The sequence below is a fragment of the Pseudomonas sp. W2I6 genome (assembly GCF_030815935.1).
Taxonomy (GTDB): Bacteria; Pseudomonadota; Gammaproteobacteria; order Pseudomonadales; family Pseudomonadaceae; genus Aquipseudomonas.
Map to the genome: position 1 here is coordinate 6,533,714 of NZ_JAUSXJ010000001.1, position 25,543 is coordinate 6,559,256.

The 25,543-nt window shown below is 58.0% G+C and carries 15 protein-coding genes; 14 read left to right on the forward strand and 1 reads right to left on the reverse strand.

Annotation, left to right across the window (positions count from 1 at the left end; genetic code table 11):
- The first annotated feature begins 4 nt into the window (after positions 1-4).
- The 4 genes from QF039_RS30245 to QF039_RS30260 all read left to right on the forward strand — a co-directional run bounded on the left by QF039_RS30245 (position 5) and on the right by QF039_RS30260 (position 10,516).
- Positions 5-8,737: a filamentous hemagglutinin N-terminal domain-containing protein gene (locus QF039_RS30245; RefSeq protein WP_307522183.1), complete on the forward strand. Its 8,733-nt coding sequence runs from the start codon at positions 5-7 to the stop codon at positions 8,735-8,737.
- Positions 8,727-9,215 carry an Imm6 family immunity protein gene (locus QF039_RS30250; RefSeq protein ID WP_003218174.1) on the forward strand — a complete coding sequence of 163 codons (489 nt, stop codon included), beginning with the start codon at positions 8,727-8,729 and terminating at the stop codon, positions 9,213-9,215. The genes QF039_RS30245 and QF039_RS30250 overlap by 11 nt, the downstream gene beginning before the upstream one ends.
- Before the next feature lie 157 nt (positions 9,216-9,372).
- Positions 9,373-9,969 carry a hypothetical protein gene (locus QF039_RS30255; RefSeq protein WP_023659327.1) on the forward strand — a complete coding sequence of 199 codons (597 nt, stop codon included), beginning with the start codon at positions 9,373-9,375 and terminating at the stop codon, positions 9,967-9,969.
- A 316-nt stretch (positions 9,970-10,285) separates the two neighbouring features.
- The gene (locus tag QF039_RS30260; RefSeq protein WP_307522187.1) at positions 10,286-10,516 is read left to right on the forward strand and encodes a hypothetical protein; all 231 of its coding nucleotides are present in this window, start codon (positions 10,286-10,288) and stop codon (positions 10,514-10,516) included.
- Positions 10,517-10,802: 286 nt separating this feature from the next.
- On the opposite strand, the gene QF039_RS30265 is transcribed toward QF039_RS30260, so the two are convergent.
- Positions 10,803-11,060, reverse strand: coding sequence for a hypothetical protein (locus tag QF039_RS30265; protein WP_017478047.1), 258 nt, complete (start codon positions 11,058-11,060; stop codon positions 10,803-10,805).
- Positions 11,061-11,450: 390 nt separating this feature from the next.
- Here QF039_RS30265 and QF039_RS30270 point away from each other — a divergent pair, with 390 nt between their 5' ends.
- The 10 genes from QF039_RS30270 (at position 11,451) to QF039_RS30315 (ending at position 25,520) form a co-directional block, all read left to right on the forward strand.
- Positions 11,451-12,143 (forward strand): hypothetical protein, encoded by a 693-nt coding sequence (locus QF039_RS30270; protein ID WP_003218168.1) that lies wholly within the window; start codon positions 11,451-11,453, stop codon positions 12,141-12,143.
- 349 nt (positions 12,144-12,492) lie between these two features.
- Entirely contained in the window at positions 12,493-15,081 is a 2,589-nt protein-coding gene (locus QF039_RS30275) for an autotransporter outer membrane beta-barrel domain-containing protein (RefSeq protein ID WP_307522191.1), read from the forward strand.
- Positions 15,082-15,169: 88 nt separating this feature from the next.
- A complete protein-coding gene (locus QF039_RS30280; protein ID WP_177020615.1) occupies positions 15,170-15,763 on the forward strand; it encodes a hypothetical protein in 594 nt (197 codons plus the stop codon).
- 74 nt (positions 15,764-15,837) lie between these two features.
- On the forward strand, positions 15,838-17,499 hold the full coding sequence (locus QF039_RS30285; RefSeq protein ID WP_307522194.1) for a VWA domain-containing protein: 1,662 nt from the start codon (positions 15,838-15,840) through the stop codon (positions 17,497-17,499).
- Between the two features lie 26 nt (positions 17,500-17,525).
- Positions 17,526-18,086 carry an RNA polymerase sigma factor gene (locus QF039_RS30290; RefSeq protein ID WP_003218160.1) on the forward strand — a complete coding sequence of 187 codons (561 nt, stop codon included), beginning with the start codon at positions 17,526-17,528 and terminating at the stop codon, positions 18,084-18,086.
- Entirely contained in the window at positions 18,083-18,685 is a 603-nt protein-coding gene (locus QF039_RS30295; protein ID WP_307522197.1) for a hypothetical protein, read from the forward strand. Before QF039_RS30290 ends, QF039_RS30295 begins: the two co-directional genes overlap by 4 nt.
- Before the next feature lie 157 nt (positions 18,686-18,842).
- Positions 18,843-20,297, forward strand: coding sequence for a DUF3375 domain-containing protein (locus tag QF039_RS30300; RefSeq protein ID WP_307522199.1), 1,455 nt, complete (start codon positions 18,843-18,845; stop codon positions 20,295-20,297).
- A complete protein-coding gene (locus tag QF039_RS30305; protein ID WP_307522201.1) occupies positions 20,294-20,959 on the forward strand; it encodes a DUF4194 domain-containing protein in 666 nt (221 codons plus the stop codon). Before QF039_RS30300 ends, QF039_RS30305 begins: the two co-directional genes overlap by 4 nt.
- Entirely contained in the window at positions 20,956-24,318 is a 3,363-nt protein-coding gene (locus tag QF039_RS30310) for an ATP-binding protein (RefSeq protein ID WP_307522203.1), read from the forward strand. Before QF039_RS30305 ends, QF039_RS30310 begins: the two co-directional genes overlap by 4 nt.
- Positions 24,315-25,520, forward strand: coding sequence for a Wadjet anti-phage system protein JetD domain-containing protein (locus QF039_RS30315; protein WP_307522205.1), 1,206 nt, complete (start codon positions 24,315-24,317; stop codon positions 25,518-25,520). Before QF039_RS30310 ends, QF039_RS30315 begins: the two co-directional genes overlap by 4 nt.
- The last annotated feature ends 23 nt before the right edge of the window (positions 25,521-25,543 follow it).

Sequence of the window (25,543 nt, forward strand, 5' to 3'; positions counted from 1 at the left end):
GACAATGGATGTTCGCCACTTTGCCTTCCTGGCCCGCCAACCTTCTGCTGCGCTGAAACCGCGAGACTCGTTCTTCGGCCTGCCCAAGCGCGGTTTGGTGCTGATCCTGGCCAACGCGCTGTTCTGGCAGCCGCTGCTGGCCCAGGCCGGAGGCATTGTGGTCAGTGCGCCGGGCACCACCGTCGGCCAGGCCGGCAATGGCGTACCGGTGGTGAACATCGCCACCCCCAATGGCAGTGGCTTGTCCCATAACCAATTCAAGGACTACAACGTCGGCCCCAACGGCGTGATCCTCAACAACGCCAACGGCCCCATGACGAACACCCAGCTGGGTGGCTACATCGTCGGCAACCCCAACCTCAAGGGCGGCGCGGCCAGCGTCATCCTCAACGAAGTCAACGGCGGCAGCCCCAGCCAACTGCGCGGCTACACCGAAGTGGCGGGCCAGTCGGCCAAGGTCATCGTCGCCAACCCGTACGGCGTTACATGCAGCGGCTGCGGCTTCATCAACACCCCCAACGTGACCCTCACCACCGGCAAACCGGTGCTCGACGCCAGCGGCAAGTTGCAGCGCTACCAGGTTGACGGCGGCGCCGTGACCATCGACGGCGAAGGCTTGAATGCCAGCAACGTCGACCGCTTCGAAATCATCACCCGCTCGGCCAAGATCAATGCGCAGATCAACGCACGAGAATTGACCGTCATTGCCGGGCGTAACGACGTCGATGCCAAAAGCCTGAAAGCCACCGCGCGCGCCGATGACGGCAGCGCAAAGCCCGAGCTGGCCATCGATTCCTCGGCATTGGGCGGCATGTACGCCGGTGCGATCAAACTGGTGGGCACCGAGGCCGGCGTAGGGGTGAAACTCGACGGTACGCTGGCCGCCAGTGGCGGCGACATCCAGCTGGATGCCAACGGGCGCCTGAGCATGGCGCAGACGGCGACCACCGGTAACCTCAAGGTCACCGCGCAGAACGTGAACCTGACCGACAAGGTCTACGCCGCCGGCAATGTGCAGGTGAGCAGTGCTGAAGAACTGGTCAACCAAAAGAGCCTGGCCGCTGGCCAACGCATCGAACTCAAAGCCACCACCGTCACCAACCCGGGCATCATCGAAGCAGGCGTGCAGGCCGATAACAGCCGCAATGCCACCGGCGATGTGGTGGTGAATACGCAAACCCTGAACACCAGCGGCAACGTCCTGGCCAGCCGCTCGCTGAGCGCCACGGCCACCCGGGAACTGAACAACCAGGGCGCAGTGATCCAGGGTAAAACCGTCACGCTGAACAGTGCCAGACTGACCAACCAGGGCGCCACCGCGCGGGTGTATGGCGAGCAAGCGCTGGCGATCAACGCGCCGGCCATCGTCAACCTCGGCGGGCTGATTCGCTTCGGTGCCGATCAGGCGGCAACGCTGCAAACCGATTCGCTGGATAACCGCCAGGGCCATATCCAGGTCGCGGGCGGCAGCTTGACGCTCAACAGCGGCACGCTGAATAACACCGGCGGGCAGATTGTCGCGGGCAACCTCGGTGTAACAGCGGACACAATCAACAACCAGAACGGTTTCCTGGTTGCCGACGCCGTGACGGTCAACGCCGCCCGCCTCGACAACAGTGCCAAGGGCTTGATCAGTGCCGAGAAAGGCGCGCTCAACCTCACCGTCACCAACACCTTCAACAACAGCCAGGGTCATGCCCAGGCTGGCACTGACTTGAACCTGCGCGCCGGTGACGTCGCCAACCAGGACGGCAAGCTGGTGGGTGGGCAACTCACCGCTACCCTCGGCAGCCTCAGCAACAACGACGCAGGTGTACTCAGCGCGGATGCCGGCAAGTTGACCTTGACCGTCGCCCAACAGTTGAACAACGCCAAAGGTCACTTGCAGGCCGCCCAGGGCGACATCGAACTGCACGCCGCGAGCCTGGATAACCAGGGCGGCGCCATCATCGGCAAGCAGTTGCTGCTGGATGCGCGAAGCGGGCAGATCGACAACCGCGCCGGGCGTATCGTCGGTGACCAACTGGACGTGCGCGCCGGCAGCCTCGACAACCGCAGTGCCGGGTTGCTGGCCGGTGGTGTGCCGGGTGTGAGCGTGGTGCTGGGCGACCAATTGCTCAACACCCAGGGCCGTATTCAAAGTGAGGGTGACCTGCTGCTGACCGGCAAGCGCCTGGGCAACAGCGCCGGGATCCTGCTGGGCAAGGCCCTCACTGTCACCGCGCAAGACCTCGACAACAGCAGCAAGGGCGCGCTGGTCAGCAATGACGGCGACATCACCCTCAACATCAGCAACCTGCTGACCAACACCAACGGTGTGATCGACGCCGCCGAACGCAGTGTGCTGGTCAAGGCCTTGACCACCCTCGACAACCAGGGCGGCACCTTGCGGGGCAAGCGCCTGGATATCGCGGCGCAAACCCTCGACAACGACCAGGGCCAACTCCTGGCCGGCAATCAGGGCGTGAGCTACCGCGGCCAGGACCTGAGCAATCGCCAGGGCATGATCCTCAGCGGTGGTGCGGCGGTCGACCTGACGCTGGGCACCTTGAACAACCAGGGCGGCACCGTGCAAGGCGACAGCTTGACGGTGACAGCCGACAGCGTCGACAACAGCCAAGACGGTACCAAGGCCGGCGCGTTGACCGCCTTGAAGAGCGACCTGCAACTGACGGTCGAGGCCTTGACCAACCGGGGCGGCAAACTGTTCGGCAAGGAGCACGTCACCGTCTCCGGCGCCACTCTGGACAACAGCGCCAACGGCCAGATCAGCGGCAATCAGCTCAGCCTGACCTCGCGTACCCAACTGACCAACCAAGGCGGCCTGATTGAGTCCAACCAGGGCCTGACCTTCAATGGCGGCAACCTCGACAACAGCGCGGGTGGCCAACTGCGGGCGATGGAAGGCGCCAGCAGCACGCTGACGGTCACCGACCAACTGAATAACCAGAACGGCATTCTTGAATTCGGCAGCCAGGCCTTCAGCCTCAGCGCCGGGCATCTGAATAACCAGGCCGGGCAACTGCAGCACGCTGGCACCGGCGTGTTCAGCCTCAATACCAGCAGCCTCAGCGGCAGCCAGGGCAGCATCAATGGCCTGGGCACCGCCGACTGGTCGTTCGGCCGGGTCGATGGCCTCGGCCGTGTGCAACTCAATGAAGCCTTGCACTACACCAGCACCCAGGGCCTGAGCCTCAAGGCCGGCGACCGCCTGGCCAGCGCCAAGGGGCTGACCCTGGATGTCGCCAGCCTGGATAACGCGGGCGAGTTGCTCAGCGACGGTGACCTGACTGTCAACCTGACCGGCGACATGACCAACAGTGGCCACCTTTCGGCCCAGCAAAAACTGAGCGTGGTCGCCAACAACCTCAGCCAGAACGGCGGGCGTTTGGCCGGCGGCACCACCACCCGCATCACCCTGGGCGGTACGCTGGATAACCTCGGCTACCTCACCGCACGCCAGCAACTTGACATTGCCGCCGCACACATCAACAACCGCGGCACCCTCGGTTCACAAGGCAACGTCAACCTCAGCGCCAGCAATGGCATCAGCAATAGCGCAGACACGCTGCTGTTCAGCGGCGGCGATCTGACCCTGCGCGGGAACAGCTTCAGCAACCTGTACGGCGACGTCTACAGCAAGGGCAACCTGAGTTTCGCGGCGCTCGATGGCGGCATGGCGGCGGGCTTCAGCAACCTTTCCGGTACGGTTGAAAGCGAAGGCAATATCGGCATCAGTGCGCGGAATGTGGAAAACGCCAAGGCTGAATTCGAGTTGGGCCAGACCGTCACCACCGGCAGCCTCAATTGGCAGTGCGGCCAGCACTGCGGCGGGCACGACTCGTTCAAGCGCGGTCAAATCACCATCAACCAGACCTACCTTGAATCCGCGATCAAGGACTCGGCCTCTGCACGCCTGGTGGCGGGCAAAGACCTGCTGATCCAGGGCGACAACGTCCAGAACCGCTATAGCCTGCTGGCGGCCAATGGCAACCTGAGCATCACCGCCAACGACCTGCTCAACCAGGGCGCCGCGACTCGCACCGGGCAGAACACCATCGTCATCGGCACCCCGCAGCGCATCGACACCGATGAGTGGGACCGGATGGAATACATCGACGTACCCGCCTTCAACGCAGCGGTGGCAGCGGGTAATTTCGATGAAGCACGCTTTGAGGTGCTCAAGGCCCGGTCGAGCGACTGGCGTTTCTCCGAACAAAGCAACGTCACCACCTGGACCGACAACGGCGGCCCGGGCTACACCGCGACGATACAGGCCGGTGGCGCGGTCAACCTCAACGTTGCGCGCACCCTGCAAAATGGCACGTTGCACACCAACACCCTGGAGCAACTGACCGGCACCCTCGGTGACGACCAGACCGGCATCCCCGTCGGCGGCATCAACATCAACCTGAGCAAGCACGTCAACGACGCCACCGCCCAGGCGCCAAGCAGCGTATTGCCGGTGACCAGCATCGCGCCCGACGGCCGCTACGTACCCGTGGACTACACCGGCGAGTCCTTCACCCCGGTCGACCCCACCACCGCGCCCGGCTTCCAGTTGCCCAAGGGCGACTACGGCCTGTTCATCAAAAACGCCGACCCCACCAGCCACTACCTGATCGAGACCAACCCGAACCTCACCACTGTGGCGGGCTTCTTCAGCTCCGACTACATGCTCGGCAAGCTCGGCTACAGCCCCGACAACGCCTGGCGTCGCCTGGGTGACGGGCAATACGAGTCACGGCTGATCCGCGATGCGGTGCTGGCGCAAACCGGGCAACGCTTCCTCGCCGGTGGCCTGACCAGCGACTACGACCAGTTCCGCTACCTGATGGACAACGCCCTGGCCAGCAAGGACGCCTTGCGCCTGAGCGTCGGCGTATCCCTCACTGACCAGCAAGTCGGCGCCCTGACCCACGACATCGTGTGGATGGAAAACCGCGTGGTCGACGGCCAGACCGTGCTCGTGCCGGTGCTCTACCTGGCCCAGGCCGACTCCCGCAACGTGCGCGGCAACAGCCTGATCCAGGGCCGCGACCTCAACCTGATGACCGGCGGCGACCTGATCAACGTCGGCACCCTGCGCGCCAGCAACAACCTCTCAGTGGCCAGCAGCGGCAGCCTCTACACCGGCGGCCTGATCGAGGCCGGCAACAACCTCAGCCTGCTGGCCCAGGACAGCATCCGCAATTCCATGGCTGGCGAGATACGCGGCACCCAGGTCAGCCTCACCACCCTGAAGGGCGACATCTCCAACGACAACACCGCCATCCAGGTGCGCCAGGGTGCCGGCATGCGCACCCTCACCGACAGCAGCGCCGGCACCATCACCGCCCGCGAAAACCTGGCCATCGACGCTGGCCGCGACCTCACCAACCACGGTGCACTCACCGCCGGCGGCGATGCCGACCTGAAAGCCGGGCGCGACCTCAACCTGATCGCCGTCAGCGACACCAGCGAGATCCACGCCTTCAGCGACGGCGGGCACAAATCCACCATCACCACCGACGTGAAAAACCAAGCGGCCACGGTCACGGCCGGCGGCAACTTGAGCATGGTGGCGGGGCAAGACGTCAACATCATCGGCAGCAACGCCACCGCGGGTAAGGACCTGAACATTCAGGCCGGGCGCGATTTCAACGTGGCGTCTGTCAGCGATGTGCACAACGTCGAAGGCAAGGAAAAAGACGGCAAGAAACGCATCAAGACCGCGGATGAGCAGACCACGCAGTTGGCCAGTGTGCTGACGGCGGGCAGGGACTTTACGAGCCAGGCCGGGCGCGACACTACGCTGGTGGCGAGCAAGATCAGTGCGGGGAATGAGGCTTATCTGTATAGCGGGGATAAGTTGAATTTGCTGGCGGCTGAGAACAGTACGCATACGTTGTATGACATGAAGGAGAACGGTGGCTGGGGCGCGAAGAAGACCAAACGTGATGAAGTCACCCGCGTTACCAACGTCGGCACCGAGATCAAGACCGGCGGCAACCTCACATTAGCCAGTGGCGGCGACCAGCTGTATCAGCGGGCCAAGCTCAGCAGTGGCAACGATCTGACGATTGCCAGTGGCGGCGCGATTACTTTTGAGGCGGTCAAGGACCTGCATCAAGAGAGTCATGAGAAGAGTAAGAGCGACCTGGCGTGGACCAGCGCCAAGGGTAAAGGCAATACCGATGAGACGCTGCGCCAGAGTGAGTTGATGGCGCAGGGACAGTTGGCGATTAAGGCCGTTGATGGTTTGAAGATTGATATCAAGCAGATCGATCAGAACACGGTTAGCCAGACGATTGATGTGATGGTGAAGGCTGATCCCCAGTTGGCTTGGTTGAAAGAAGCCGAGAAGCGTGGGGATGTGGATTGGCGGCATGTGAAGGAGCTGCATGATTCCTTCAAGTACAGCCATTCCAGCCTAGGCCAGGGGGCAATGCTGGCGATCATCATTGTCGTCACTGTATTGACGGCAGGAGCGGCCAGTGCGCTTGCTGCGTCAGCTGGCAGTGCAGTGGGTGCCGGGTCGACCATGGCTGCGGCGACAGCCGGAACTGTTTCGGCATCGGGAGCCGTAGTAGGCGCAACGTCAGCCGGCCTCGGCAACATCATTGCGACTGCCTCTTTGACCTCCTTGGCGAGCACTGGCGCGGTCAGCACGATCAATAACAAGGGCAACCTCGGGGCGGCGTTCAAGGAAACCTTTAGCAGCGATAGCATGAACCAGGCGCTGATCGCTGGCGCCTCGGCAGGCTTCGTAAATTACGCCAGTGGCAATTGGTTCGGCGCACAAAGCGACCCTGTTACCAACAAAGTGAGCGGTCCCAGCGTAGTGCCTCACTGGAACGACCCGGCCGCTATTGGGCGTTTCGGAACGATCCAATTGGCGGGCGGAGCAGTGCGCGGAACGCTTTCTGAAGCGCTTGGGCAAGGCAGCTTCAAGGACGCCATGAAAGGCAGCCTTTTCGATGTACTGCAGGCGACCGCGTTCACAGGCGTTGGTGATTTTGGCAATGCCTTCAAACTTCAAGACAGTGGCCTGAGTAAAACAGCACTGCACGCCGTTGTGGGCGGGTTGCTTTCGGAAGCAATGGGCGGCGACTTCAAAACGGGGGCGATTGCTGCGGGTGCTAATGAGGCGCTTATTGTGGCGCTGGATAAGTCGCCTTTGCTGAGCAGCAGTGATCCAGCAGAGCATGATCGACTGGTCAATGCGGCGTCTAAGCTGGTGGGTTTACTCGCTGCGGCCAGTGTTAATGGCGATGTCGCCATGGGCTCTGAAATCGCTGGGAATGCACAGTCTTACAACCGGAAGCTTCACGCTCTTGAGCGAAAACGTCTTGATGAAGAGGCTAAAAAACTTAGCGGGTCTGTAGGGGGAAGTCAGTCCGGACTCGCCTGGGGGGATTTACTCACCTATGTGGCGGCAGGCGAAGTTGATAAGCAATCGTCTGGGCAGCTGAGTGATGCGTTGGACAAATATAATCCAAACAGTCCGACCGGTCAGCGACTGCTAGAGGACCTGAGTACCGCTCAAAAAGTGATTTCTCAAATACAGAACGAAAAGGTTTTACTCACGTGGACAGATGGTTCATCCATTGTGGCCAATGGAGAGAAAGTCTATGCATTTGGCGCGACGCCAAAGCAATACGCAGATCCGCTTCTGTTTAACTCTTCCAGCGAAACGACCTATAAAAATGCTGAAGGCGGGGCGAGTATCGTTCCTGATAAATGGGTCGAGCAATATGGTGAAGTAGTTGCTACCAAGAAATTGCGAGAAATTAGCGCCGCCAGCAGTGATGCGGATCTTTCGTCGGAGCAGTGGGCGACGTTGCGAGACCACCTCCATTCTGGAGATAAGGCTAACGGAAATATAGATTTAGAAATTCTGTCAGCGTTATTGTTCAAAGGTCGACCGGTAGAAGCCAGCTTCCCAGTTGCAGTGAAAGAGCTGGGAGTGCGAGAGATACTGGAGAGCGCCGAAAAGATAACATTGAAGGAACGTCTACTTGAGTTCAAAGCTAGCCGTGAAGCAGCTGAAGCCAGTTTGCCAGAGTCTGGAGCGCTTTCTGCTGGCTATCGTGATGCAAAAGAAGCGGAGGCATTAGTTAAAGCAGAAAAGGCTGCTTTGGAACGCATTGGAAGCAATCCTAAAGGAGCTGACTTAACCGATAAAGCTCCAAACACGATACTTGATCAACAGGCCGCAAAAGATAAAGAAAAGTTTTTTGAACTCGCTACCGCAGATGACTTGGCGGTAACTAGAGCAAAGTATAATTTGCCAGATGGGAACACGATAGGTGTCGCTAGAACAGACATTCCTGGGTTTGAGTCAGACGTCATCGAAGGCCTTTCACCAGTACTGCGTCGTAATTCTGGGCTGCCAAGCCTAGATGAACTATACGGAGAGGCAAGAGTGATCAAGTCGCCTTATAACAACCCGCTATTTACTCGGCATGCGGAAGAGGATCTGTTTAACAATGTGGCTAACAAAATTGACAAGCAAGGCTTGACAGCTGCCCAGTTAGATGGTCGAGTTGTGGATGTGAAGATTTCTAATGCAAGTGGTATCTGTAATAAGTGTAGTGCAGGTTTGACGGGTAATAGTGACCTGAATGGGGTGGTTAAACAATTCAGTCAGCGCTATCCTACTCTTCTGCTAAGAGTTACCGCTGAGGGAGGGGCAGCAATGCCAAATCGTCTAACAGTCCTAGTTAAAGATGGGAGAATAGTTAATGGACAATGAAGAAGCGCTTAAAGTCATTGACAGTATGATGTGGGTAAAGAAAGCCTCAATTTTCCTTCTGTTGCTTGATTATGCTCTACGTAACCTTGACTCGGCGAGTGATACGCAAAAAAAATGTCAGGAGGCAGTTGATAAGTGTTGGCGATGGTTGTCTGATCGAGGGCTCAGTGCTGATGAATTAGCATATTATCTAGACTCCGATGATATGCAGAGCGGACCGCTGGCAGAAGGAAATTTTGCATCTGAAAGCGTAGAACAAAATAGTTTAATTTTAATATTGTTGGTGATCGGTTTTTTTGCCAATAAGGCCTATAAGATTGTAGGGCTACAAGAGCAAATGTCTGAGCCGGTATGTGAGGCGGACGAGAGCTCTGCTGTATATATTGTTGATTATATTGAACGGATAGGCTTGTCTGATAAGTTGAGTGTTTATCTATCTGCACACGTTTTGGAAAATAGGGGGCAATCCACGTTTTAATGCTGGCAGAGTTGCTCTTTAACGTAAAGGGGAAGGATTTATTTAGGACGTAAAAGTGACGGATTTGTTTAAATATTAGATTTAAAAACTCCAGCTAGGTCGATTAAATAAATCCGTCCCCTTTGCCCAGTAAGGTGACTTGGCCGGGGAGTAAATGATGGTTATTGATGAACAATGGGTTCCAGGATTTGGAGAAATTGTTACTTGGTTTGCGATGGACAAAGCCGGTGCTATTGCCGTCATGGTGAATAACTGTTTTGGATCGTTACCAAAGGTTTTGTTGGAAGTTACAGCTGTGGAGCAGAAGCTTGATAGCTTAAGTGAGTACTTGTGGGAAGAGTCTGGTGATTACGAAGAATATCCGAAAGCTAAAAACGGTAAAACAATTCTTGATTTATACTCTGCCTGTGCATATCGTCACCTAGACTCTAGGGCTGAAGTGGAACGATGGATAGCGGATCGATCTTCACTCCAAGCCAGGCTGACAGAATATAACCTTCCAGCAATTAAAGGTGTCTATATATACCATGCTATAGAAGGTAGTGTGTCTGGGGAGGACTTCCCTTCCGGTTATGATGGAGAGTCTAAAATGGGGGACTATTTTCGCTACTTAATCCCTAGCGTTAAGGCTGGTATAGAAGATATTCCTTTTGAGCTTAGGGGGATAGTTGTTGTTTCTGATAGTCTGGAATTTTCAGATGTGAGTTTTTGGTCTGGAAGTTCTATTGATGAGCATTTCTCTCGTATGTATTGACGTAAAAGGGGCAGATTTATTTAAATATTAAATTTAAAAAACTCCAGATGGGTCGATTAAATAAATCCGTCCCCTTTGACCCAGTCCCCTTTGACCCATTAACCCAAGAGGTTCCTGCAAGGACAGAAGGACCTACTCGGGGTGCTTCTTTCGCCACGGAGTTTGATCCTAAAACGGGCAGTACGAGGCAATGGATGGAAAGCTATGACCATGCAGGAGAAGTAATCCGTGTCCACCCGAAAAGTATTAATGGGCAGCCGGTTGATGCTCAGCACTACCCTCCGACCGCAGCAGAGCTAAAGAGTTGGGGGCAGCAATGAGCATGGAAGACATAGTGGCTGACAGACTTGGAAGAGCAGTTGCTGATGGATTTGATATTTTTAAAATATCAAAAGAGGCACTTGATATTTACCAAGATCCAAACCTTTCTCTCACAAAAGATTTAGACATTGCGTTGTTGTCACTAATGGCAATGGTCGAAGGGCCAGAGTTTGAGATGACAGAAAAAGAATTTTATGATTTTTTATCTGATATTCGAAAAATGTAGTTTTCAATATACCCAACTTGATCAGGCACTATCGACACCGGCCTTGCGCCGGTGTTTTGCACTCTATTTGCACCCTTTTTGCCGCCTTCCTGCACTCATCCTGTGAGCGTAATGCGTAAAGGGGACGGATTTATTTAAATATTTAAAAATCCAGATGAGTTGATTAAATAAATCCGTCCCCTTTGACCCTCTTTGACCCTAAAGATGCTTTAAAAGTTTTGCTTCATGGCAAGTGAGGTTGTTTAACCGAGTAAAAGGGGCGGCACCCAGGCCGCCCGGCTTTTACTCAGGATGGATCGGTATTGAGTCTGCGACTGATGACATCCAGCAAATCACACCCATCGCGCAGCGGAATAGCCAGCAATTGGGCGAAGTCTTGAAGCACCACAGCATCGCTGCTGAGCTGTTCGCGGAAGGCCAGGTTTTCCAGCAGTTGGGTGACGGCGCGAATCCGGTACACGGCGGCGTCGTGGAGGACATCGAGGGGCGCATGGGTGTCGATAAGCAGGGCGGGGACGGTGCAGTCGTGGCCCGTGAGGGGCATGTATCGATTCATTGTCAGTACTCTGTTGGTGGATTAAGCCACCACTCACTCGTCGCCAAACGAATGGGTGGCAGCTGTACGCAGGTTGGCGAACCGGCAACAGAGTAAACCGGCAGACCCGGAGGTCTCCCGCGCACAGCCGCCATATCATGCACAGCTTTGCGGGTGCAAAAACACCTGCATAGAAGCGGGATGCTTTTGCGCTCTGTTGTCAGGTCGCCAAACCTGAATCGCCATATGGGCGACGGCCCGGACTATAAGCCCGCACCCAAACCCACGCAAGGCAGCAAAGTACTGGCCCAATCACAAGGCCTCATGTCTTCACCCCCATTGCCGACACACTGGCGTTGATTAAACGCATCCACCCACCACCAACATTAAAGGACTGATGTGAAAAACCTTCTCCTGGTTCTCCTCTCCACCCTCATCCTCGGCGGCTGCGTCAGCCAGCCCCTCACGCCCGAGCATCGTGCGCAGGTCAAGACGGTCAAAGTGCTGCCCGTAAAGTGGGAAAAGAACATGGTCTACATGGGCCGTGAACAAGCCTGGGGTGCGGCCTTGGGTGCCGGGCTTGGCGCGGGCGTCGGCATGGCCAGCGGCGCGTCCAAGCTGGGCACGGCAGCCTTGAGCGGCGCGGGGTTTGCCGCCGGCATGAAGGCGGGGCAACTGGCCGAGATGTCGACGCCGGCGGCGATCCTCACGGTGATGGACGCCGAAAATATCGACTTGGGTGTGTTGCTCAAGCAGGCCTTCATTGATGCCTTGGGTAAGACGTCATCGCTCAAAGTGGTGGGTGACGACGAGCCGGCCGATGCGCAGATTCAACTGACGGTAGGCGAGTGGGGCTTTCGCCTGACCCAGGGTTTCAGCAGCGTGGTCTACCCGACGCTCACCGTGGTGGCGCGCATGGACCGTGGCGACGAGATGCTCTGGCGCACGGTGGAGTCGATCACGCCGTTCAATGGCCAGAATGTCTACGGCTACACGCCGCTCACTTATCGCACTGATCCTGAGGCGTTGCGCCGCGCGTTGACGGGTATCACGCAGATCTCCGGGAGTTATCTGGTGAAGGAGCTCAAGTAGACCAGCGAGAGGTCTCCGCGTGGCTTGCGGTGGCTGATCCTGACGCGAGCAGTTTGATAGAACTCGCCGAGCACCTTGAACATTTTGTATATCCCAGTGTCTTTACCCCGCCCACCCGCAACCGGTCGGGCTGCATGGACTGCAGCGTTTTCAAATGACATTAAGGATTAATGTGAACCTCACCCCCCAAGCCTCTTTTCTGTCACCGCCCGCTGTGGTGCACAGGCGCGCGCCTGCGTTTCAGGAAGGCACCCTGGGGGAATGCATTCGGATCAATTGATCCCTCGCTTAGCACACCTACTGCCGCCGGGCCTATTGGCGGCTTTTAATGTAGTTCATGGAGTTTGAAATGAAGCGTAAGCAGTTCCAGAAAAGCCTGTTGGCACTCATGGTCGGCGCAATCAGTACGCAAGCGCTGGCGGTGGAATTCGACCTGGGGCAGGGCAAGAACATTTGGGTCGGCGAGACCTTTAATGAGTCATTGATTATCAACGGGACGTTCTCCGAAGTAGTGGTGCCGACCACCACCAACCCTGCCGGACTGGGTGTGGCCAACACCACTATCCAGGGTTCGTTGATCAACCGTGCCGACATCACCCTGGACTCCCAGGGCGCCGCCATCCGTGCGATTGCCCTGGACCCGCTGTTCTGGTCGGGCCCGCAGAACCTGAGCCCGGGAACTGTCACCGGGGACGTGGTCCAGGCGGGCAACATTCTTATGAAAAATGGGGGTTACGAGGGGCTTGAGATCGGCGCGACGACCATCGGTGGAAGTGTCATCAACTCCGGCACCATCCGTTCCACGCTGCCCCTGAGCCCGCCGGCTTCACCCTCCTACGTGGATGGCGGCGAAGGCATTTACCTGCATGGCACCACCATCGCCGGCGACGTCTCGAACACCGGTGTGATCGACATGAACGGTGATTACGCCATCGGCCTGATCCTCGACCGCCAGAACAATCTGGGTACCACCGTCGGCGGCAAAATCCTCAACGCCGGCACGCTCAAAGCGACGGGCGAGGGCGCCTGGGGCATCGAGGTGGAAACCGACACCAACCCTCTGCGCATCGAAAACAGCGGCCTGCTTTCTGCCAACGGCAATGACGCCAAGACGGTGATGTTTCTAAACGGTACGGTCGACTACATCCTCAACACCGGCACCGTCGAGGCCACGGGCACCAACGCCAATGCCTTCGAGTTTGCCGGGGCAACCTTTGCCCAGAACAGCGCGACCGGCGCGCGCGGCATCGTTAACCGCGGCACGATCAGCGCCGATGGTACAGCCATTCATGTAGATGCCACGGACCAGACCTCGGCGTTCGAGATCAACCAGCAAGCCGGCGAAATCCGCAGTAACGCCGGCATCGCCATCGACGCCGCCAACCTTGCCACGCTGAATTGGACCGGCGGCAAAATCACCGGCGACCTGCTCAACTTGAGCGCGGTGAATGTCGCAGGCCAGGCCGATTTCACCGGCAGCCGCATCATCGCGCCGGTATCGGTCAACTCGGGCTCGCTGAACCTGTCGGCGCCCGGTACTGCGATCACTGGCAACCTCAACGTTGCTAGCGGCGCAGGTATTGATATGCACCTGGCCGACAGCGTAGTGCCGACCACGCCGTACCTGACCGTCAACGGTGCAGCGAATTTCTCCCAGGCTTCGAAGCTGACCGTGAGCGCCAAGCCGGGCGACTTCGCCAGCACCAACAACGGCACTCAGTACACCCTGTTGCAAGCCACCAGCGTGCAAGACAATGGCCTGTCTGTGGCCAGCTCGTCCTCTCTGCTGAACGTGCTGAGCTACTCGGCCGACGCGCAAACGGTCAAGGCCGTGGTGGCGGTTAAAGACAACCAGCAAGTGCAGCAGGAGCTCGCCGCGGTGGGCGCCGGCGCTGCGTCAGCGACGGCGGTGAACACCTTTAAAAACGACGTACTGAGCGGACTCAATCAGAACGACCCAGTGTTCCAAACCCTGGCTGACGCCGGCACAGCACAGCAGCTTGCTCAGGTCAGCGAACAACTCAAGCCGGACGTCAATCGCGGCGCCCTGGACGTGGCGTTGTCGGGCCAGACCGTGGTCAACGGCGCGATCTTCAACCGCCTCACCGACCAGCGCGAAAGCCATCAAACCGGCGGCGTGTGGGTGCAGGGCCTGAGCAGCAACATGGACCAGGACGGGCGCGGCGGCAACAACGGCTACTCGGCCAACAGCAGCGGCATGGCCGTGGGTGTGGACGGGCGCTTGAACGACACCACCACGTTGGGCGTGGCTTACAGCTACCTTAACTCCAACATCCATTCTGACCTCGGCAACAAGACCGACGTGGAGGGCCATGCGCTGTCGCTGTACGGCAACTGGTCGCTGCAAAACTGGTTTGTCGACGGCAGCCTCAGCTATGGCCATAACGACAACGACAGCAAACGCCATATCGCCGGCACCACAGCCAAGGGCAGTTACGACAGCAATGTGCTGTCTGCCAGTGTGATCGGCGGCTACAGCTTCAAGCCGTCGCAGGCCGTGGTGATCGAGCCGCGCGTGGCAGCGCGTTACGCCAACGTGCGCATGGACGGTTTCAACGAGAAGGGCTCCTCGGCCGCGCTGAGCACCCAGTCGCAACGCTATGAAGTGGGCGAGCTGGGCGCTGGTGTGCGCTTGGCGGGCAACTTGCCCATGGGTGCCGGTAGCTTGCAGCCGGAAGCAACCTTGATGGCGTATCACGACCTGATGGGTGATCGCGTCGCACAAACCTCCAGCTATGTGCTCGGCGGTTCTGCGTTCACCGTCACCGGCGCTTCGGTGGCGCGTGACAGCTATGAAGCCAGTGTCGGCGTGAACTACCAGGTGTCGGACTTTACCGTGGGTGCCAGCTACACCCGCCAGGCCCGCAGTGGTTTTGATGCCGATGGGGTCATGCTCAAGGCGCGGTACGCGTTTTAAGTATTACGGCCGATAGAAAACGGCATCGGGCTGCGGTTCTCCCACGTAGCCCGAGCCAGATTTTTAAATGTGCTCAAGGAAGTAACCCATGAAAAAGACCTCACTCTTAATCCTCGCCCTGGTCTTGGCCGGCTGCCACTCCACTGCCAGGAACTCCTCGCCAAGCCTGCTGACGGACGGCGTCCAGTTGCAGCAGAAAAAGGTCGAGGTGGACGCCGAACACGCCAAGGTCATCATGAAGGCAACCGGTTTTACCTATCCGGTGCAGTTCTCCGTACGCCGTAGTTCCGATGCAGACCAGCGACCGGAAATCCTCGGGACGGTGGTGGATTCCGGCCGTGGCAAGGTATTCGGCTGGATCGCCAAGATGAACGAAGTGGGCAACAGCGCCGTCGCCAAACGCTTCCCGCAGTTGGAAGTGCAGGCTGACCCGGGGCAGCCCTTTGAAGTGATCGGCGAGTCACGGGTCTACAACGCCAACTATGTCGGCCTCGTCAAAACCTATGTGTATGAGTGCGGCCCCATGAGTTCGACCTTCAAGCCTGAGAAGCAAAAGGTTTACCTGGTGGAATTCGTGATTGTCGGGAAGGGCTGTGAGCAGCATGTGTATGACGTAACTGCGCCTAACGAGCGTGTCCCGGTGGCGACTGTGGCGGCGACAGGAAATATTCCGTCGCTCTAACTTGCTTTAACCCGAATCGCCAGCCCCTTGCGTCTGACCTTGTGAACGGATCATTCATTCACGAGGTTCAGCCGATGTCCCGTCCTCTTCTGCTGTTGCGTCCTGCCGCCCAAGGCTTCACCGTGACCCTGCTGGTGGCGCTTGCCGGGTGTGGGCTTTCTTCATCCCGTGACGTGGCCAAGCCCGCTGAGTCGGCGCCTGTCGTGGAGGTGCAAAGTGAGCCCGCCAGCGTCCAGGGGGCCATGGTCAAGCGGATGGTTGCGCCTGCACCGATGGCGTCGCGACTGGTCATGAACGACTCGATCGCCATGCAATACCAGACCGAGCCTCGGGAGCAATATCAGAACCTCCCGGACAACCCGATCCGCAGCGTTGCCGAAACACCGGTCTCCACCTTCAGCGTCGATGTCGACACCGGCAGCTATGCCAACGTACGACGTTTCCTTAATCAAGGCAGCCTGCCGCCCGAAGGTGCTGTGCGACTGGAGGAAATGGTCAATTATTTTCCCTACGACTACGCCCTGCCTACTGACGGCTCGCCCTTTGGCGTGACTACGGAAGTTGCACCGTCGCCGTGGAACCCTCACACCCGACTATTGCGCATCGGCATCAAGGCCTCGGACCGCGCCGTGGCGGACCTGGCTCCGGCTAACCTGGTGTTCCTTGTGGATGTGTCAGGCTCGATGAATCGCCGCGAAGGCCTGCCTCTGGTCAAGAGCACCCTGAAATTGCTGGTGGACCAACTGCGCGACCAGGACCGCGTCTCGCTGGTGGTCTACGCCGGCGAATCGCGGGTGGTGCTCAAGCCCACCTCGGGCCGCGACAAAACCACGATCCGCAATGCCATCGACCAACTTACCGCCGGCGGCTCCACCGCAGGCGCGTCGGGGATCGAAATGGCCTACCAAATGGCACGCGAAGGGTTTATCGACAAAGGCATCAACCGCATCCTGCTGGCCACCGACGGTGACTTCAACGTAGGCGTGAGCGACTTCGACAGCCTCAAGCAAATGGCCGTCGACCAGCGCAAAAGCGGCGTGTCCCTGACCACCTTCGGCTTTGGTGTGGATAACTACAACGAACACCTGATGGAACAACTGGCCGATGCTGGTGATGGCAACTACGCCTATATCGACAACCTGCGCGAAGCCCGCAAAGTGTTGGTAGATCAGCTCAGCTCGACCCTCGCCGTGGTGGCCCGGGATGTGAAGCTGCAAGTGGAATTCAATCCGGCGCAGGTCAGCGAATACCGATTGCTCGGCTATGAAAACCGCGCCTTGAAACGTGAGGATTTCAACAACGACAAGGTCGACGCCGGCGAAATCGGTGCAGGGCATACAGTGACCGCGTTGTATGAAATTGTCCCGAAGGGTGAACAGGGTTGGCTGGAGCCCCTGCGCTACGCGTCAGCGGCCAAGGCTGACGGTAAAACTGATGAGTTGGCGATGTTGCGGGTACGCTACAAACCAGCGGAAGGCGGCAACAGCCGACTGATCGAACACCCGATCAGCAACCAGCACAGCGGCAAACCCAGCGACGACCTGCGCTTCTCTGCTGCCGTGGCCGCCTTCGCCCAGCAACTCAAGGGTGATGGCCGCTACACTGGCAGCATGAGTTTCAAGGACACGGCCGCACTGGCCCGTTCCGCACGGGGCGACGACCCTTTTGGTTTGCGCGGCGAATTTGTGCAACTGGTCGAATTGGCCCAGAGCCTCCAGGCCCCGGCCAAACACTGATCCACCTCAAAGGAGTGCGCCACCTGATGGATTCACCCAGCGACGAAGCCCTGCTGTCCCGCTACCGCAGCGGCGACGGTGCAGCGTTCGAGGCCCTGTACGCGCGGCATCGACAGGGCCTGTACCGTTTTCTGGTGTCCTTGAGCAACAAGGCCGAACTGGCCGAGGAAGTATTCCAGGACACCTGGCTCAGCCTGATCCGCAGCACCAGCGAGCCACAGGGGCGGGCGAGTTTTCGCACCTGGCTGTTCCAGATTGCCCGCAACCGCCTGATCGACCACTGGCGCAAGCACGGCATCCACAACCCACTGCACGACAGCTACGATGAGCAGCTTCACGGCCAGCCCGACGACAGCGCCGGGCCTGAGCAACTGCTGAGCCTGAGCCGTGATCAGGCGCGCCTGGACAGCGCACTGCAAGACTTGCCCGAAGACCAGCGCGAAGTGTTCCTGCTGCGCCTGCATGGCGAGCTGGAAGTGCCACAAATCGCCGCGCTCACCGGCGCCCCACTGGAAACGGTAAAAAGCCGCTTGCGTTACGCCCAGCAGAAACTGCGCCGACTGCTGGCCGAGGAGGTACCCGCATGACTGACCCCCGACATACCCAGGACTCGAACGACGAGCTGCTGATCGAGCATTTCCGTCAACACACCAGCGGCGAGCCGCCGGCTTCCCTGGACGCCTTCATCCTGGCCACCGCCCACCGTGAAGCACCGGTGCGGCAACCCAGCCTGTGGCAGCGCTGGTTACAGGCGTGCCAACGGCCGCGCTGGCAGATGGCATTTGCCACCGTCGCGGGTGTGGCCCTGATGATTGGTTTGGTCACGCGCTCGCCGGTGCCGCAGCCGGAGTTATCCACAGGGACTTACGCGGCCGCTCCGCAAGACCTGGCCCGTCCGGCCCCGGCAGCCGCGCCGATGGCTCGATTCTCCGTGGCTCCGCAGGCCGATAGCGCACCGCAGGTGCAGGCAGAAGTCGCGGGTTCGCTGGCGGATGAGCCGGTGGCGAAGATGAGCAAGCGCTCGACTGTTGTGCTGCCGCCATTGGAGCAAGGGCTGCAGGAAATCCTGCGGTTGCGGCAGGCGGGAGAGACGAAGGCGGCGGATGAGAAGCTGTTGGAGTTGCATAGGCGCTTTCCCAAGGAAGATCTGCCGGCGCGGTTGGAGGTGTTGCAGTCGCATCACTGAAACGTCCTGTTCAAAAGCACCGAGTCTTGATTTGGGGCTTTTGACGGATGCTTTTTGCAACAACCTAGCCGTTCGGCTAGTACGTCAATTTAGGAGTGGAAAATCCCCGGACTTGGCGCCATTGTTTTGAGTTCGTTAACTCTGCAATCGGTACGTGATGGATTACGCCACCCTTGAAAGCCTGCGAACGCATCATCCTGCATGGCGTCTATTACGCTCGGACCACGGGCCGCTGGTTGCAAGTTTCTTGCACCGCGTGTTCGTTGCACCCAACGTGCGAATCATTGCTGCTGCTGACCTTGCAGAGGCGCTGGAAGACGAGTTGTTCGCCTTGCGCAGGCGGCTGGACGACGATGCTTTTCCAAGGCCGGCGTTGCACTACCTCAATGAGTGGGCCAGCCCGGAAAAGGGCTGGCTGCGCAAGTTCTACCGTCAGGACGACGATGAGCCGCAGTTCGACCTGACGCCGTCTACCGAGAAAGCTATTGCCTGGTTAGCTACCCTCGTCGAGCGGGGGTTCGTCGGTACCGAGTCCAGGTTGCTGACGTTATTCGAGTTGCTTAAGCAGATGAGCGAGGGCAGTGAGACAGATCCTGCCAAGCGTGTGGCCGAGTTGCGCAAGCGCCGGGATGAGCTGGACGCGGAAATCGCACAGATTCTGGGTGGCGATGTACCTCTGCTGGACGATACGGCCCTGAAAGATCGCTTCCAGCAATTTGCTCAGTTGTCGCGGGAGTTACTCGCCGACTTTCGAGAGGTTGAACATAACTTTCGCCTGCTGGATCGGCGTGTGCGTGAGCGAATCGCCTTATGGGAGGGCGCCAAGGGCGCGCTGCTGGAACAAATCATGGGTGAGCGCGATGCCATTTCCGACTCCGATCAGGGACGCAGTTTCAGGGCATTCTGGGGATTCTTGATGTCGACCAGCCGTCAGGAAGAGCTGACACGGATGCTTGATCATGTGCTGGCCCTGGCCCCGGTGATGGAGTTGAAACCGGATATTCGCACTCGTCGTGTGCATTACGACTGGCTTGAGGCGGGTGAACATACCCAGCGCATGGTCGCGCAACTTTCCCAGCAATTGCGGCGTTTTCTGGATGATCAGGTATGGCTCGAAAACCGACGGATCATGGACATTCTGCGAGGGGTGGAGGCCAAGGCGCTGGGAGCCCGTGAGCACCCACCTGCGGGCAATTTCATGGACATGGCTGATGTTGCAGCCCGTATCGAGTTGCCCATGGAGCGGCCCCTGCACACGTTGACCCTGAAGTCCGACTTCGCCGGCGTGAGCGTGCAAGTCGGTGACGATGATCTCGACGTGAGTGCCTTGTACAACGAGCGGATGGTTGACCTTGCCCGGCTCGCAGCTCATATCCACCAGGCACTGCAGGCCCGCTCGCAAATCACATTGTGCGAGTTGACCCGGTTGCAACCGTTGCAGCAGGGGTTGGCTGAGTTGGTGGCTTATCTTCACTTGGGCAGTGAAACATTTACCACCGTCGTCGATGACAGCCAAAACGAGCCGATTGTGTGGACGGCTACGTCCAGCGACGGCCATCCCGTGCAGAAGCAGGCACGGCTGGCGCGCGTTATTTTTGTGAGGCAAGGATGAACGAAGAACAACATGCGCCGGACATGGTTATGGACGTTACCGCAGCAGACTTGTCGACGCTGCTGATTTTGCTGCTTAAGGGGGTGATTTATCGCGAAGGTGATGAGCGCCTATGGGGGACGTTACTCAACTGGCAGACTCAGGTCCGCGGTTACGTGACAGTGCTGGGTCTGGAGTTGATGCTGGACGAGGCCGAGGGCTACGCTTTCCTGCGCAGTCGTGATGAGTCAGGCGAGGATGAACCGCAGGTTCGTATGCCACGGCTTATTGCTCGTCGGCCACTGTCATTTCCGGTCAGCCTGCTCTTGGCGTTGCTGCGCAAAAAACTTGCGGAGTTCGATGCCACGGGAGGCGAAACGCGGCTGGTGCTGACCCGTGATGAAATCGTCGAATTGATTCGCGTGTTTTTGCCCGACAGCAGTAACGAAGCCCGACTGGTCGATCATATTGATACACACCTCACCAAGATCGTTGAACTGGGCTTTTTACGCCGTCTCAAGAGCGCCGCCGGCCCTATGAGTTATGAAGTGCGGCGCATCCTCAAGGCGTTTGTGGATGCGCAATGGTTGTCTGACTTCGATAAACGGCTTGGGGAATACCAGATGCGTCTTTCGGGAGAAAGCGAGTCAGGTCCTGATGGCGGGAAGGAGATTGAACAATGAGTGAGTCGTTGCTTGCGGAATTGGATTTCATCGGTGATGACAGCCTGTCAGGTTTTCGCCTCAAGCGCCTTGAGGTATTCAACTGGGGGACCTTCGATCAGCGGGTCTGGACGCTGTTGCCCGATGGGAAAAATAGCCTGCTGACGGGGGATATTGGGTCCGGCAAATCGACCTTGGTGGATGCAATTACCACGTTGCTGGTGCCCACCCAGCGGATTGCCTATAACAAAGCCGCCGGAGCTGAAAATAAGGAGCGAAGCCTGCGCTCCTATGTGTTGGGGCATTTCAAGTCCGAACGCAGCGAGGTCACCGGAGCTGCCAAGCCGGTCGCGCTGCGCGATCACAATAGCTATTCGGTAATTCTGGGGGTCTTTCACAACGCAGGCTATGACCAGACAGTGACCTTGGCCCAGGTATTCTGGATGAAGGACGGGCAGGGGCAGCCAGAGCGTTTTTATGTGGGCGCCGAGCGTGAGCTTTGTATTACCACGGACTTTGCTGACTTCGGCACCGACATTGCGCAACTGCGAAAGCGACTGCGTAACGACGGTGCGGATATCCAGGATAGTTTTTCCAAGTACGGTGCCTGGTTTCGGCGGCGCCTGGGGATTGATAACGAACAGGCGCTGGAGCTGTTTCATCAAACGGTTTCGATGAAGTCTGTGGGTAACCTGACCGAATTTGTTCGTAGCCATATGCTTGAACCGTTCGATGCCGCTACTCGTATCGCGGCGTTGATTGCACATTTCGATGATTTGAACCGAGCCCATGAGGCGGTGCTCAAGGCCAAGCAACAGCGCCTGCTGCTGGAGCCGCTAGTGGCTGACTGCGACAAGCACCAAGGCCTGCGTGGTGAACAGGACGGGTTGCGCGATTGCCGTGAAGCACTTAAACCATGGTTCTCGGAGCTTAAAATCGGGTTGCTGGACCGACGTTTGCAGCTACTGGCCAATGATCAACAGCGCTTGTCTTCTCAAAAGGAGCATCAGGTCGAGCAACGTGATCGCCAGAGGCTGGACGTAGACTCCCTCAGGCGGGCGGTGGCCGAGCAGGGCGGTGATCGTCTGGAGCAATTGGCGAACGAAATTCGCAAACAGAACATTGAGCGGGAGCGTCGTCAGCACCGGGCGCAACGTCATGTACAGCTTCTTGCGGCTATTGGCGAGTCGCCCGTTGATGATGAAGCAGGATTTATCCGGCTAGGACAACTATTGCATGTCCGCCGCGACCAGTCCGGTACCCAGGAAGCAGACTTGCAAAACCAGGTTACTGAATGGGGCGTTTCGTTGCGTGTGGGACGGCGTGAGCATGATGCACTTTCTGGGGAAATCTCCAGCCTTAGGGCACGCCGCAGCAATATTCCAGATGCGCAGATCAAGTTGCGGGCTGCGCTGTGCCTGGCGACAGGGCTGGGTGAAGAACTCATGCCGTTTGTCGGTGAGCTGCTTCAAATACGTGAGGAACATCGTCCTTGGGAAGGCGCTATTGAACGGGTGCTGCACAACTTCGGCCTGGCGCTGCTTGTGCCGGACGAAAACTACGCTCAGGTTGCTGCCTGGGTTGATCGAACTCACCTGGCGGGGCGCCTGGTGTATTTTCGGGTGCGTTCGGCCCGTCAAGTTGAGACCCCGGATTTGCACCCGCAATCGCTGGTGGCAAAACTCAGCGTCAAACCCGATTCAACGTTTTATCCTTGGTTGGTTCGCGAGCTGGCTTATCGTTTTAACTACGCCTGCTGCGAGACGCCGGAACAGTTTCGTCGAGAGGTACGTGCCTTGTCCCTGTCGGGCCAGGTCAAAGGCGCTGGCGAGCGCCATGAGAAGGATGACCGGCATCGCCTGGACGACCGCGGCCGTTATGTTCTGGGCTGGAGCAACGCTGAAAAAATCGCTGCGCTTGAGGCGGTAAAAGACTGTCTTGAAGTGCAACTGGCTGATATTGGATCAAGCATTGCGAGTGCCGAAAAGCAGCGCACTTATTTGCGTCAGCAACTGGAGTCGCTGGCCGCGCTCAATGAGTTTACCGAATACCGAGAGATCGATTGGGCCGAATGCGCGACCCTCGTGGCACGATTACAGGATGAAAAAGCACAACTGGAGGCCGCCAGTGACACCTTGCTGCAACTGGCGAAGCAACTTCAAACCGTGCAAGACGCCCTCAAAGTGACAGAGGGTGAGCTGTCTAGGCTGGACACGGAGTTGGGTAATGTTGCGGCGAAACATGAAGCCGCAACTATGCTGCACACCGAAGCCAGCAGCTTGTTAATAGATATTGACGAGTTGGTCCGGGGTCAATTGGAGACACTGCGCACCCAAATTCTGGGCGAGCGGCTGCTCACTGTTGAGTCCTGCGATAACGCCGAGCGAGAAGTGCGCGAAGGCCTGCAAGGAAAAATGGACGCAGAGGCCAAGGTGTTGGAACGGCTGCGGGACAAGATCATTCGGGCGATGGTGGCTTTCAAGGACGCCTACAAGCTGGAGACCAGCGAATTCGATGCCGATCTCAATGCCGTCGATGAGTACCGCAACCTGTTGGACCAACTAAATCGTGACGATCTGCCGCGTTTTGAACAACGCTTCAAGGAGTTGCTCAACGTCAACACGATCAATGAGATCGCGAACTTCAACGGGCAATTGGCTCGGGAGCGCGAAACCATCAAGGAGCGGATTGGCCGTATCAATGAATCCCTGGGGCAGATCGACTACAACCCTGGTCGCTACATCGTGCTGGAGTCCCAGCTGAGCCCGGATGCGGATATTCGAGATTTCCAGATGCAATTGCGTGCCTGTACCGAGGGCGCATTGACGGGATCCGAGGATGCCCAGTATTCGGAAAACAAGTTTCTGCAGGTCAAAACCATCGTTGACCGCTTTCGTGGGCGGGAAGGATTGTCCGAGCAAGACCGGCGATGGACCAGCAAAGTCACCGATGTGCGCAACTGGTTCCTGTTTGCCGCCAGCGAGCGCTGGCGCGAGGACGATCGCGAGCACGAGCATTACTCGGATTCCGGTGGCAAGTCCGGCGGGCAAAAAGAAAAACTGGCCTACACCATTTTGGCGGCGAGCTTGGCCTATCAGTTTGGTTTGGAGTGGGGCGCGGTGCGTTCGCGATCGTTTCGGTTCGTGTTGATCGATGAAGCGTTTGGACGCGGCTCCGATGATTCAGCGGAGTATGGTTTGCGGCTGTTCGAGCAGCTCAACCTGCAGCTGCTGATCGTCACCCCTTTGCAGAAAATCCACATCATCGAACCTTTTGTTTCCAGTGTGGGCTTTGTGCAGAACGACGGTGGCAAGGCGTCCCGGTTGCGCAATCTTTCCATTGAGGAATATCAGTTGAACCGACCTGATTTATCGTCATGAAATGGACCTCGCAGGCGGATCTCACACAACAATTATTGCGGCTCTGGCAACGAGGCGATCTGCTGCGCCCTCTGGTGACCGAGGAGACTTGGGAGCCACGGCGCTTGATATTGAAAGGGCCGGATACTGTGCAACTGAGTGAAAACTTCGATAGGGTCAGGACCTGGGTGGCGCAGCTCAGTGCTGTCGACGGCATTCGGATCCAATGGCGGGAGGTCAATCATAGGGTTGTCGGGCCGCAACGCTTGCCCACGTCCATCTGGGTGGATTCGCTGGAAGAGGCTATTGCGTTGATTGGCAAAGAGGGAGAGACGCAGCACTTCAAGGTCCTGCTTGAACTGACTCGACAGCGTCAACCCTTGCTTGTCGACTGGCTGAGGGGCCAGCCATTGCAAGCCATCGCACTGGAGCGGCATTGGGCAGGGCTTCTGGATGTGGTGACTTGGATGGCGGAACATCCGCGGCCAGGTATCTACCTTCGACAGGTGGACATACCTGGCATTCGCAGCAAATTCATCGAAGGGCACAAGGCAGTACTAAGTGAGTTGTTCGACCAAGTGCTGCCCGAGCAGGCTATCGCCCGGCAGTACAAAGGCGTCACACAGTTCTCTGTCCGTTATGGTTTTCTTGATAAGCCCACCGGGATCCGCTTTCGCGTGCTGGATGAGCGCTTGGCCGTGATGCCTGGCCCCACCTTGCCTGATGTCACTCTCGATTCGGCCAGTTTTGCTCAGTTGAATATTGCCGTCAGGCGGATCTTTGTGACCGAGAACGAAACCAACTTTCTAGCCTTCCCACGCGTGCCGGGCTCCATTGTGGTGTTCGGTAAGGGTTATGGCTGGGAAGCTCTAGGGCAAGCGAGTTGGCTATCGAGTTGTATGATTTACTACTGGGGCGATATTGATACTCATGGGTTTGCGATTCTTGACCAGTTGCGCCGCCGGTTTGGGCATGTCGAGTCATTGTTGATGGATCGCAGCACCCTTGATGCCCACGCACAATTCTGGGGGCAGGAGGATCGTCAGGTCGTCCATGACTTGCCTTATCTCACGTCTGAGGAGCGCTCGGTGTTTAATGAGCTGCGGGACAATCGGCTGGGGGGCGGGGTGAGGTTGGAGCAGGAACATGTGGGGTATCGGTGTTTGATGGCAGCGTTGAAGCAACTCTCCGGAATTCCCGGAGAGTTCGAACCGAACAACTGAACTCAGTTCGGTTTGCCAACGTT

Bases quoted from the DNA above. Each gene is read 5' to 3' on its own strand.
- QF039_RS30245 (WP_307522183.1), top strand. From the start codon at position 5: ATGGATGTTCGCCACTTTGCCTTCCTGGCCCGCCAACCTTCTGCTGCG.
- QF039_RS30250 (WP_003218174.1), top strand. From the start codon at position 8,727: ATGGACAATGAAGAAGCGCTTAAAGTCATTGACAGTATGATGTGGGTA.
- QF039_RS30255 (WP_023659327.1), top strand. From the start codon at position 9,373: ATGGTTATTGATGAACAATGGGTTCCAGGATTTGGAGAAATTGTTACT.
- QF039_RS30260 (WP_307522187.1), top strand. From the start codon at position 10,286: ATGAGCATGGAAGACATAGTGGCTGACAGACTTGGAAGAGCAGTTGCT.
- QF039_RS30265 (WP_017478047.1), bottom strand. From the start codon at position 11,060: ATGCCCCTCACGGGCCACGACTGCACCGTCCCCGCCCTGCTTATCGAC.
- QF039_RS30275 (WP_307522191.1), top strand. From the start codon at position 12,493: ATGAAGCGTAAGCAGTTCCAGAAAAGCCTGTTGGCACTCATGGTCGGC.
- QF039_RS30280 (WP_177020615.1), top strand. From the start codon at position 15,170: ATGAAAAAGACCTCACTCTTAATCCTCGCCCTGGTCTTGGCCGGCTGC.
- QF039_RS30285 (WP_307522194.1), top strand. From the start codon at position 15,838: ATGTCCCGTCCTCTTCTGCTGTTGCGTCCTGCCGCCCAAGGCTTCACC.
- QF039_RS30290 (WP_003218160.1), top strand. From the start codon at position 17,526: ATGGATTCACCCAGCGACGAAGCCCTGCTGTCCCGCTACCGCAGCGGC.
- QF039_RS30295 (WP_307522197.1), top strand. From the start codon at position 18,083: ATGACTGACCCCCGACATACCCAGGACTCGAACGACGAGCTGCTGATC.
- QF039_RS30300 (WP_307522199.1), top strand. From the start codon at position 18,843: ATGGATTACGCCACCCTTGAAAGCCTGCGAACGCATCATCCTGCATGG.
- QF039_RS30305 (WP_307522201.1), top strand. From the start codon at position 20,294: ATGAACGAAGAACAACATGCGCCGGACATGGTTATGGACGTTACCGCA.
- QF039_RS30310 (WP_307522203.1), top strand. From the start codon at position 20,956: ATGAGTGAGTCGTTGCTTGCGGAATTGGATTTCATCGGTGATGACAGC.
- QF039_RS30315 (WP_307522205.1), top strand. From the start codon at position 24,315: ATGAAATGGACCTCGCAGGCGGATCTCACACAACAATTATTGCGGCTC.